Origin of the sequence: Herpetosiphon gulosus (genome assembly GCF_039545135.1) — a bacterium.
Taxonomy (GTDB): Bacteria; Chloroflexota; Chloroflexia; order Chloroflexales; family Herpetosiphonaceae; genus Herpetosiphon; species Herpetosiphon gulosus.
Window position 1 is genome coordinate 1 of the sequence record NZ_BAABRU010000058.1, and the last position, 11,333, is coordinate 11,333.

Genomic DNA, 11,333 nt, shown 5'->3' on the forward strand with positions numbered 1-11,333 from the left:
GCGATATCACTGCAAAATGGGTCACGCTGCCAAACTGGGCACGGATTCGCAACCAATTGGCCATTCGCTTTGACGGACGCTTTCCGGGGTAATGGGGCGAAATACACAATCTACTTGACAGTCCCCTCTCGGCGAGGGTTAAGCCAAGCGTATCGATGCTCGTTGATTCCCGCGCAAGGGTGGTCAGCACGTGCTGCTGCTGGGTGCCATCATCGGTCTGGATCTGGATGGTGATCGTTATCTGCATGCGGGTTCCTCCCCAGCGCGTGAAAGGCCTGATTCACCGCCCGCCGATCGAAGGCGATGGGCATCCATGCCTCCCAGTCGTCGAGTTGATCAAGCGCATCCATAAAGTCGTCATCATCAACCGTTGGGCGTGGCCCGCCCGCCGCGAATGTCTGGACCCGTTCAATGATCAGCTGCATGGCGGCATGGAGTGGATCAAGCCTATCCCACGACGTTCGTTCACGAAGCAGCGCTCGGTAGCCCGGGGGGCCACCACAATCTTCGGGTGGACATGCCCCCGATCCCGCGTGACAGTGGGGATAGACGCGGTGCGGGACGGCGGGACGAATCTGTTCAATCCAGATATCGTGCTGCCAGAAGTCGCCCATAGCGTAGTCGTAGCGGAAGCGCTCACCAACCCGCAACCGAAAATCGGCAAGCCGCACCTGGTCGGGATCATCAGCAAAGGAAAAACCGCCATCGTGATAGACTCCATAGGCTTTCCCATAGATGAGCAATTGATGGAGGTGGGCATCCTCCCAGCCCATCGCAATTTGGAGAATGGCATGGAGATCAGCAATGGTGGTGGTTGCGGCAACCTGGACCCGTCGCCACACCTGCGGCGTGATATCCCGCAGCACGATTTTGAGGTGATAGATCAGCGGTGTCGATGCAGCAAGGGTCATGGCAACTCCGGCTGGGTTTCCACGGCGAGGACAGGGGCAAGAAAACGGTCGTTTGGTTGCCCATGGGTGGGGGTGGCGCGAAACAGCGGTGTCATGGGCAGTCAGATGGGCATGATACGCAGTCAAGGTATCTTTGTTAAGATACCACAGGCAACAATGAGATTCTTGACTAGAAGGAGCGCACCCATGCAGCTTGGCTATGCCCGTGTTTCCACCGACGACCAACACCTGCATCTGCAACACGATGCCTTGCAGCAGGCCGGATGTGAGCAGATCTTTGCCGATCACGGCAGCGGCGCAACCGCTGACCGGAGTGGTTTCCAGCGCTTGCTGGCCTATGCGCGAGCGGGGGACATCGTGGTGGTATGGCGCTTGGATCGGCTGAGCCGCTCGCTCAAAGATCTGATCGACGTCGTCACGCTGCTGGATACCAAGGGCATCGGCCTGAAAAGCATCCACGAATCGATCGATACGACCTCCAGTGCGGGGAAACTGATTTTCCATATCTTTGGGGCACTGGCGGAATTTGAACGCACGCTCATTCGCGAACGCACCCACGCGGGACTCCAGGCAGCGCGAGCGCGAGGGCGGAAGGGTGGGCGACCGAAAGCCCTGTCCGTCGATCAGCAGGCCTTGGCGGTGAAGCTCTATACTGAAAAGCAGCACACGATCGCGCAGATCTGCCGGATGCTCGGGATTTCAAAGCCGACGCTCTACAAATATCTAGCCGACGCGTCCGCAGCGGGAACCACCAACGCCTGAGGCGCATGACCTCGACTTTTTTGTGGTCTCCATCAAGAATTATGGAGTGAATGCAGTCGGCTTATTGCGAATTGCATCATCTTCTATAATTTGACACTGCTTGATCGCCTGATAGCCCAGAAAGAGGCGGCTGGGGATATGGTGAGTGCCGCTGTCTTGGCCGAGATTGCTCCGGTTGCATGGCACATATTAATTTCTATGGCCGCCGGCACGGGAACCGGAGCCGCCAGCACATGAGACTGCTGCCCTCGACTCGTATAATAGATCTACTGATTCCAACGTGATGGTGAGACTGGTGCCCCCGAAGCGGCACGACCGCGGAAAAAAGACACGTCCCCATCACGTCGGGCAGTGGTGAGTCTGAACCGCATCAAGCGGATACAACCGCGCATTCACGAGTAACGACTATGCCCTGCCCTGGATATTCAGTGTGTTCCATGATGACGTGTGGGTTTCAACCGGAGTATCCTTATGAATCGATCGCCCGTCTATCACTGTTTTGTTGGGATCGATATTGCCGCGAAGACCTTTGTGGCCGCGTATGCGGAGCCAGGTCATGCAGCCAGCTCACCGCGCACCTTTGACCAGACTGAGGCTGGATTTGCCGCCTTCCAAGCCTACCTCCCAGCGACAATCCTGCCCACGCAGATCCTCATCGCAATGGAAGCCACGGGGTCATACTGGATTCGGCTGGCGGTTACCCTGCATCAAGCAGGCTACGCGGTGGCCGTGATGAATCCAAAGCACATCCACAATTTTGCCAAATCGCTCCCGCGTCGCGCGAAAACCGATGCGCTTGATGCCGACGTTCTTCTCCGCTTTGCGACTGAGCGCCAGCCATCCTGTTGGACTCCACCGCCAACGGTCTATCATGAACTGCGCCAACGCTTACTTGCTCGCGATGCCTTACTGGCCATGCGAACCCAAGCCCGTAACCAACAGCATGCCCTCAGTCAGTGGCCCGTGGTTGTTGCGGAGGTAACCGCCCACTTTAATACCGTCTTGGCGGCCTTGGATACACAACTGGCGATGCTCGAACGCGAAATCACCACGACCATGCAGCTCGGTGACTGGGCAGCATCGGCCACGCTCTTGTTATCAATCCCGGGGATCGGTCTGCACACGACCGCGTGGCTGCTGGTGAGCACGCTTAATTTCACCTTGTGCGCAACCCCGGAAGCAGCGGTAGCCTATGCTGGATTAAATCCGCTTGCCCGCGAGTCTGGAACGAGTATTCGTGGCAGACCCCGTGTTGGTCGGGGCGGTAATGCCCGCCTACGAACTGTCCTGTATATGGCAACACTCAGTGCGAGTCGGTATAACCCGCCAATTCAGGCATTGTATACGCGCCTGCGGGAACGAGGAAAAGCGGTCAAGGTGGCTCGCTGTGCGGCAGCACGCAAACTGATTCACCTTGCATGGGCTATTGTGAAGACGGGACAACCGTTTGATCCTGGCTACCAGCAGAAGCTCCGTGAGCACAGGGTCATGGTCGCTATTACGGACTAATGGGAATTGCACCGATGGAAGCGCACGCAGCACGGCAGCGCGTCTGCGCTGTTGGGGTGCGTGCCGTCGGCGATAGCCGACCATGGCATGCCGATCATGCTCTTCCCTTGGAGAAAATTTCATCCTTGACAACGATTACCGCATCTTTTTTGTGGTCTCCTGATATCGTATTTTGTATCAGAACCGATGAACGGAATGGATACCGCTCAGCGAGCAAAAAACATATACAAGCGCAGTCGTTATCGCATGCAGCGAATGCACGCAGCCTCCGTCCCCAAACGGATACCTCAAGGGCGAATCTATGGTAGAGTACCCAGAGGATGGTTTGTGTAGGACAGGATACACCGCAATGGCTGCTCGCGATCTCTTTCATTCGTTGGTGCGCTCCGCCCTGGAAACCCATGGCTGGACGATTACCCATGACCCTTACGTCCTGACCGTTGGTGGGGTTGATTTTGCGATTGATTTGGGTGCCGAACACCTCATGGCCGCCAAGCGCGATGGAGTCCAGATTGCGGTCGAAATTAAAAGCTTTCTCGGGCCATCCTTGGTTACTGATTTTCACGCGGCCTTAGGGCAATTCTTGAATTATCAGTTGGCCTTGGAACAGACTGATCCGACCCGCCAGTTGTATTTGGCCGTGCCGCTCGATGCCTATCTGACCTTTTTTCAACTCCCCTTTGCCCAAATCGCCCGTGACCGCTACGCGGTGCGGCTCTTGATTTATGACCCTGGTCAACCGGAGGCGCTAACATGGACTCCACACCCACCTATCGGATGATTCTCCAAGCGGTATTAACCGACTATCATACCCGCACCAAGGATGCCGACTCCACGCTGGAGCGGCAACTCATTCTTGATCCGGTGCATGATCATTACATGCTGATGGCGGTCGGCTGGCAGGGGCCACGCCGGATTGCCCATTGTCTGATTCACTGCGATCTCAAAGATGGCCAAGTCTGGATTCAGACCGATAGTACCGAGCCAGGTATTGCCGAGCAGTTGGTAGAACAGGGTATCCCAAAAAGCGCGATTGTCCTTGCCTTTCTGGCTCCCTACAAACGACCGTATAGTGGCTTTGGCGTGGAACACGCGGCTTAAGGCAGAACCCTGATGGAGACACCCATGCGATCACCTGATCCTGCCACTGGCGAACCCATTCGCCTCTATGGCCACGACCGCTGCCCTGCCGTCCCACCCGTGCGCGGGCTGCTCAATCGCGCGTGCATCCCCTATACCTATATCAATATTCATCATGACCCCGCTGCGGCAGCGGTTGTGCAACAGATCAACGATGGCAACGCGAGCGTGCCAACGCTCGTGTTTCCCGATGAAAGCACCTTGACTGAACCGACAACGAAACAGCTGGTCGCACGCCTCGCCCAGGTTGGCTATGCCGTGCCGTGGCATGCACAACTGATCGGCTACGGCTGGAAACTGCTGATTGGGGTGGGGATTGTGCTTGCGATTGTGCGGGGGTTGGGCTGGATTTAAGCCGTGCCTGTCCAGAAATATGAAAAAGGAAGGATCGCTATTTTGGGGAGGTAGGGTACTGATTTGTCCTTTGTATCAGTACCATGGGCTAACCATACCGACCTCGTAGCTACCGATGCGAAGAAACGGGATACCAAGCACCTGGGGTGTCTGATTGAGCAGGTTTCTTCGCATCCGATCGTTATCCGTAGCGAGTCATGCGGGCGACCATCGCATCAACCCATGGAATGGTTGCCAAGAGAGCGGCCCCAAGATCGGGATAGGCTGCCAAGAGTGGGTGCACCATGGATAGACGTGCCCACAGTGCCGATGGCGTTGGTGCGTCGATCCATGCGGCGAGGATGGGATGCACCAACGCCATCGTGTCATCCATGCCATCGATGGAACCGCGTCCTTGTCGGAGCGGCGGCGCTGGAACACCCATGGCCCGCATGGCCAGATCGGTTCCCATCCATGCCCGTGCTTGTGGATCACGGATCGCTGCGAGGAATGGTGGCATGAAGCGATAGGCTCGCGCATGGACGAACAGAAACAGCGTGTTGTGGAGGAAGCTGGCTTGCTCCTGATCATCGATTAAGGTCTGTGCATACCGCAGCATATACTGCATCACGTGATCACGAAGCGCGTGATGTCCCTGTTCATGCGCGGCCACGATTGCCTGATAGAGGCCAGGTACATGGGAAATCAACGGCAACAACGCGTGAACTTTGGCTCCATTGCCGGTTGTTGCCGCAGCAACAACCATCGCCAGCAGTGCCGATTCCTGGTCGCCATCGATCGAATCGAGCATCCGAAGGACGGCATCGGCCTGGATCCAATCACCACGCTGAGCATACGCGATACCGAGGGCTGTCAAGGCGTGGACTTTGCTGGGGGCTTCATCGATCGATCGAGCAAGCAACGCCGCCTCATCCAACCATCCTTGGTCAATAGCGGCTTGTACCAGCGCATCGCGCGTGGCATCGCCAATTGAATGATCAACGATCGCTGCTACGAACTGGTGCGCCGTATCCCACGCGCCGCGCCGCGCTGCATCCACGGCAAGGGTTTGGAGTCCTGCTGCACGACTTGCGGGATTGGGGATCGTCTGCACAATGGTTTGCGCTTCAGCGATGGCACCTGCGCTGATGGCCGCATCGATGATACGCCGCTGGATCTGGCTGCGGACGTGGGGATCGTCCATCCGATCAGCGATCTGTCGCGCTGTCTCACGATCACCAATCACGGCAGCCGTTTCGGCGACCAGTCCTACCATCGACAGCTGTTGGACGGGGAGGAGATCCAGCGGAATGGCCGTTTGGACGCGCAGCAGCCACTGTTGGGCAATACGGTGCTGATCGGCACGCGCTGCCGCCTGGGCAATCGTGAGCATCATCATACTCCGTTGCCACGCGTTGGGATAGACCGATACCAACGGCTCGAGGATGACCCAATCACCATGCTCGATCGCACTGGTGAGGATCGACGTGAGGACGGTCGTATCAATCGGGCCGTGTGGAATGGTTGCCACGATCTGGGCATAGATCGCTTGGCGTTGCGCCGTATTCCCGACGGCGAGTACCGCACTCCACGCGGCGATGCGCTCTGACCGCTGCGGGAGCTGAGCGATCTGGTGCATGGCTTCTGTCCCGAAACCAAGCTCGACCATACCACGCCAGCGGTCATGATTGGTTTCTTCAACCGCCGTCTGAAGCCGCAATGCCAGCAACCGATACTGCCAAGCCCGCACGATCACCACATCGAGGGGGGTGGACGGTGATGGTCTCTGGAGCATAACGCCATACATGAGATCGGCAATTACCCCATCCCGCGTCGCTTCTCCCTGGATTTTTGCCAGCCCATAGACTCCTGCATCAAGAAGAAGTCCGATCTGCGTTTCCTGCTGCGCACCCGTTAAATGCATCAGAAAGGCATGGGAGGCATAGCGCCGCTGTTCAAACGCGGCATCATCAACGATGTCTTGGCCCATCACCGCCTCGGCTTGACCACACCATGCGGCAAGGCGGCGATGGCCATCGCGGAGGGCGGACGCGGGGAACAACCGATTCCATGCGGGAATCTCCGCCAATCCTGGGATGAGGCAAAGCACGCCATCCATCGTGAAGGCAAGAACAGACGGAATCCAAGCCACGGCGGCTTCCACGGTTTCGACGGGCACGGCGAAAATGGTGGCGATGGCGGCCACCGTGAGCGGGGCGTAGGCTACGTGCAGGCAGGCGAGCAGAGGGCAGAGGATGGTCTCCCATCGGGTTGGATCGGTGCGTGCATGGGCTTCAAGGTGATCGATTCCATCCATAATTGCGGTGGGGATGGGGTTGGATGGGATCGCCATGATGACCATATTAACAGGCCATTCTGGCATTGCGTTCGGAGCAATCGGGATCGGCATGATGATCACGACTCCCGCCGGAAGTACCACGGGCAACTGTTTCCATGGCCGTTCCCAGTGATCCATCCCCTCCAAGACGATGGTGATGGGCTTGGTGGTGCTTGCAAGGCGGTTCAGCAGGGTAACCCATGTTTTCCACACGGTTGGGTACGGTGCATCAGCGGGAGGCAGGGTTGGCAAGTGATCCGGCAAATGCTGTACGATCATCTGGGCAATCAGCGTCCAGAGCCACGCCGTTGGCGGATCGGTCGGGATGCGGTGAGCGTAGAGATAGATGGTCGCATGGCGCATCAGCCAGGATCGCAAGCTGATGGGGATCGTGGCCGATTCGGGGATGAGCATAACCCCGCCCACAGCCTGGTGGTCGCGGATCATTGGAGACCACGCCCCATCATCATGGTCGTGACTCGCAGCAATCCGGGTCGCAAGTACGAGGTATGAGGCCGCCTGATAGGTATGCCGAAGATAGACACCGAGAAGCCACGCATGGGGCATAACCGAACGCGCGGTATGGATGAGGTGGATGAGGCGTGGGTAATCGGCCCACGGGAGGGCGTGGTTCTGTATGCGCGTCACAAGGAGCGCGGCTTGTTTAGAGGTCTGCGGTGGACAGCGTGAATCACTCGCAAGCTGGTGGATGGTGTCACCAAGAAGGACTGGAATCAATATCATGGAAAAATCTCACTACCAAGGTGGCCACTGTCAAGAGCATGGTGTTGGCGCACGCATATGGGATTCAACGACATCGAGGATGGTACCATCAGCAACCGCAGGCTGTCCAAAGGCGAGTTGAAAGGGCATCCCAACCCAGAATTGACCAGTATGCTCATCTGGTGATAACATCCGAATCCCGCCAGTAATGGTTTCGCCGGGCATAAGCATGCCATCCTCCGTTCCAAAAAAGTAACAGAACCAATCGTGCGGCGAATGTTGGTATCGAAATTGGATATCTATCCCACCAAGCCAGAGAGGGGCGACCCTCAGTCCTGATGGATAGAGTGATACCGTAACAATAATGTGTGGTGGATAGAGCATGGGAAACCTCTCTACGTATCGCGATGACGAATGATCGCAATCATACCTTTTTTCAACAGATGGATACCAATCAGGAAGCCCTGAGCCTTTAATGATCTCGGCAACCTAGAAAGGTCGTCACTCAGATCCATATGGGCGTTGTTACGAAAGAATCCCTTGACAAACAACGAGAAGGATCGGGAGCATGAGCGCGGCAACCACGGGTTCGATGATTCCAAGACGCTTTCTGCCCCGATGGGTTGTTACGCATCACGCGGCCCATCATGTATGACGTGGTGTATGCGATGGCCATTATGCATGATCCTCGGCAGTGGCGCTCTCTGACACCAAATCATTGGCCAAGGGAATGCGATCATTGGCGATGGCTTGCTGGGCAACATAGCGCCCTGGCGTGGCAAAATTTGACCAGCCGCCCGCATCCCGCAGCGCCTGAATCGGCACCTGCAACTGGGCCAGGCGGGTCGCCCACGAGTGGCGTAAGTCATGCGGCGAGAGATTGGCAATCCCAATCAGCATCCCCAGCTGCTGAATCCGCTTGCTGATCGCCCGTTCCGCCAACCCAAAGCGGGTAAACAGACCGTTCTGGTCAAAACTGGCGATCAGCGGCTGGTTCGGCTCGGTAGGGACAGGAACACTGGCCTGATAGCGGGCGAGCACCGTCCCCACATCCCCCAGCAAGCGATGGCGCTGGACGATCTTGACTTTGGGACGGGCAACCGTCAACAGATCGGTGCGCAGCGACTCCCAGCGCAGCAACGCGACTTCGCCACAGCGCAAGCCCAAGTCCACCAACAGGCAGACGAGCAGGGCATCACGGGCGGCAACGGCCTCAGACCGGGTCGTGGGATTGCGCCATGGGGCGTGCTTCAGGTCGATAATCTGGCTGGTCGTGAGAATATTGGCCGTGGCCTTTTTGGCGGCAATCCGCGTCGCTTGGTCGGTCGCCACGCGCTGCTGGTCGAGGTTGTCACCTTCACTGCGGCGATAGCCACTCAGCGCCCGAATCCGACTATACGTGTCAGCGGGAATCACGCCCGCAAGGTGGGCCAACCGCGCATAGGTGCGCACGGTGGCGAGGCGAATATTGATCGTGCCAATCGCATAGCCTTCGGTCAGCATCCAGGTGCGAAAGGCGCTGATCAAGCCCGCCGTGATGCCGTCCCACGCCGCTGGATCGTGAGCCAACACCGAGACTTCCTGATCATCGACGGGAATCACCACGTTCACGCTGGCCAAGAAATCGGAGAACCCCTGCAAATCGACCTCATGCCGACGGCGCGTTTTGGGGGCAAGCCGACTGCGGTACTCGGTGATCATGACGGACTGGGCCGCCGTATCGGCTTGAATGCCCCGAATAGTTAAGGCCGCGCGGTGATCGGCCACGACTGGGTTCTCATTATTGGAAGGGGGGAGCAGGGTTGGTTCATCCATACAGACCTCACGTGACATAATTATGCGCGACACCCATCACGATGGCGTTCCATGGGGTGGGGATCGATCGGGTTCATGGCAGAGCGGAACACGAGGGCACGCATGCATGCGCATGGCGGCGCTCGTTTGAGGAGGAGTATAGTGGAGGCCGTGGTGGGGTGTCAAGGGCTAACTTACTCGGCAAGTTGGCCCTTGGAATCAACCCACCTGGATTTAAGTAATTCCCCAATCGGGGGACTAAGCTTGTCCAGCACCACAAGTAAGACACATATCGTTATGGGAGATAACATTTCCTTTACAGTTATCAGATTGGCAATCGATACGCTTTACATCAATAGTTTTCTGGCATACGATGCAATATAATGTTGTTGAAGAAGGTGTATTTGGTTGAAGCTGAGCTAGATCTGGGTATATGTCCATCTCTGTGCAATTACGAAGACATATTGGACACATATATCTTCTTTGTTTTGTAAGTCCAAAATATTTCTTTCTATCTGCTGGTTTGAGCATATCAATAACTAAAAGTATCTCATATGTCAATTGAGCATCAACATGATCACTTGTATGAATTACAACAATTGGATTATTTAGGAGATAATTGATTCGAGTAGGAATCCACTTAAGTGGACTTAATAGTTCATTACTTACTTCAAGAATATAGACTATAACTTGTTCTGGTCGAGCACGTGCTTTTTTATCGACCGTATGCATAATACGGTTTCTTAAGCTTCGTAGATCATTAAAAAAGTCCTTAAAATTATCTTCTAATCTTACAGAACTGACTGTATTATGGACGCGTATTAGATCTTGAGCATCAATAGTTCGGAAATCCGCAAAAGATAGATCTGATTTATCACAACCTCGTGGCCAATCCCGTGAATCTCCGGCTATAATAAGAAAAGGACTAACATTAACAATTCGGCTTTTTAAAAGAAATTCTACACCTTGCTGTACCAATGATACTGCCATAGTCAGAGATTTTTGTGATGCATTCCAATATTCATCACTTACCGTACCATCAGTATCCCATTGTTCAAAATCAGAGTCCTCAAGATCGATGATACGTTGTATCACAGCATCCCAAGCTAAATTCAAAAAATTAGTTCCTGCATCCTCAAATTCTTGTTTGGATGGGATATCTAATATCATATAATCCCTTCTTCAGTAATCATAATTAGCAAATCACAAGTTTAAAATAAATAATTAATGATCAGTTATGATCTTATAATATTGGTCTTCCTAGAAGATATGATCCATTCTACATAGTGTATTCCATCATCGATTAGGCATATTGCAGTACGTTTAGAAAGAGGACTAATATCATTTTCTGATCTCTTGATTAGCCCATCTTGAATATCGTGTGATAGCATATGCCACCATTTCGGTGCTATGTATATGTTCTCAAAGAACTCAAAGGTGAAACGTGTTAGTGCATTAGGAATATCATCATTATTAAGTTGATGAAGTGATCGAACGAGTTGTTCTCCTGACGCATTAGCTCCGACCCAAGCAATGACAATAGCCCCCCCACTATCAGTACCAATAACGGAATAGGTAATAAGGTCGTATCTAGCTTGAGGATTTGATGTGTCTTGTATCCTCTTTCCAGAGAAATCATATTCTGGATAAAGAACTCCACTACACATAAAATCAGGGCTATTGAGTAATTCGATAAGATAATGCAACTATTTTTCTGTAAATTCCCACGGGTTCCTTGGCGAATTGTCGGTTAGGCGTTCTCGTCCATGGTCAGATAGGTTCGTCCGGTTTCCCACTCCTCGCTAACTTCCATCACGAGCGCA

General features: G+C 54.7%; 11 protein-coding genes. 6 read left to right on the forward strand and 5 right to left on the reverse strand.

Annotated features, from left to right (window positions below; genetic code table 11):
- Positions 1–209: 209 nt before the first annotated feature.
- Entirely contained in the window at positions 210–911 is a 702-nt protein-coding gene (locus ABEB26_RS26290) for a plasmid pRiA4b ORF-3 family protein (RefSeq protein WP_345725067.1), read from the reverse strand.
- A 186-nt stretch (positions 912–1,097) separates the two neighbouring features.
- Here ABEB26_RS26290 and ABEB26_RS26295 point away from each other — a divergent pair, with 186 nt between their 5' ends.
- From ABEB26_RS26295 to ABEB26_RS26320, 6 genes are all read left to right on the forward strand, one after another.
- Positions 1,098–1,673 carry a recombinase family protein gene (locus ABEB26_RS26295; protein ID WP_345725068.1) on the forward strand — a complete coding sequence of 192 codons (576 nt, stop codon included), beginning with the start codon at positions 1,098–1,100 and terminating at the stop codon, positions 1,671–1,673.
- 90 nt (positions 1,674–1,763) lie between these two features.
- Positions 1,764–1,910, forward strand: coding sequence for a hypothetical protein (locus ABEB26_RS26300; RefSeq protein WP_345725069.1), 147 nt, complete (start codon positions 1,764–1,766; stop codon positions 1,908–1,910).
- Positions 1,911–2,144: 234 nt separating this feature from the next.
- Entirely contained in the window at positions 2,145–3,182 is a 1,038-nt protein-coding gene (locus ABEB26_RS26305; protein ID WP_345725070.1) for an IS110 family RNA-guided transposase, read from the forward strand.
- A gap of 349 nt (positions 3,183–3,531) precedes the next feature.
- Complete coding sequence (locus tag ABEB26_RS26310; RefSeq protein ID WP_345725071.1) at positions 3,532–3,963, forward strand: element excision factor XisH family protein; 432 nt, start codon at positions 3,532–3,534, stop codon at positions 3,961–3,963.
- On the forward strand, positions 3,936–4,283 hold the full coding sequence (locus ABEB26_RS26315; RefSeq protein ID WP_345725072.1) for a XisI protein: 348 nt from the start codon (positions 3,936–3,938) through the stop codon (positions 4,281–4,283). Before ABEB26_RS26310 ends, ABEB26_RS26315 begins: the two co-directional genes overlap by 28 nt.
- Positions 4,284–4,307: 24 nt before the next feature.
- Positions 4,308–4,676 (forward strand): thioredoxin domain-containing protein, encoded by a 369-nt coding sequence (locus ABEB26_RS26320; protein WP_345725073.1) that lies wholly within the window; start codon positions 4,308–4,310, stop codon positions 4,674–4,676.
- 181 nt (positions 4,677–4,857) lie between these two features.
- Here the strand turns inward: ABEB26_RS26320 and ABEB26_RS26325 are convergent, their stop codons facing one another.
- From ABEB26_RS26325 to ABEB26_RS26340, 4 genes are all read right to left on the reverse strand, one after another.
- On the reverse strand, positions 4,858–7,737 hold the full coding sequence (locus ABEB26_RS26325) for a tetratricopeptide repeat protein (protein WP_345725074.1): 2,880 nt from the start codon (positions 7,735–7,737) through the stop codon (positions 4,858–4,860).
- 30 nt (positions 7,738–7,767) lie between these two features.
- Positions 7,768–7,941, reverse strand: a complete 174-nt coding sequence (locus tag ABEB26_RS26330; protein WP_345725075.1) for a hypothetical protein — start codon at positions 7,939–7,941, stop codon at positions 7,768–7,770.
- A 450-nt stretch (positions 7,942–8,391) separates the two neighbouring features.
- Positions 8,392–9,483, reverse strand: coding sequence for a tyrosine-type recombinase/integrase (locus ABEB26_RS26335; protein WP_345725076.1), 1,092 nt, complete (start codon positions 9,481–9,483; stop codon positions 8,392–8,394).
- A gap of 285 nt (positions 9,484–9,768) precedes the next feature.
- Complete coding sequence (locus ABEB26_RS26340) at positions 9,769–10,680, reverse strand: hypothetical protein (protein WP_345725077.1); 912 nt, start codon at positions 10,678–10,680, stop codon at positions 9,769–9,771.
- Between the last annotated feature and the right edge of the window lie 653 nt (positions 10,681–11,333).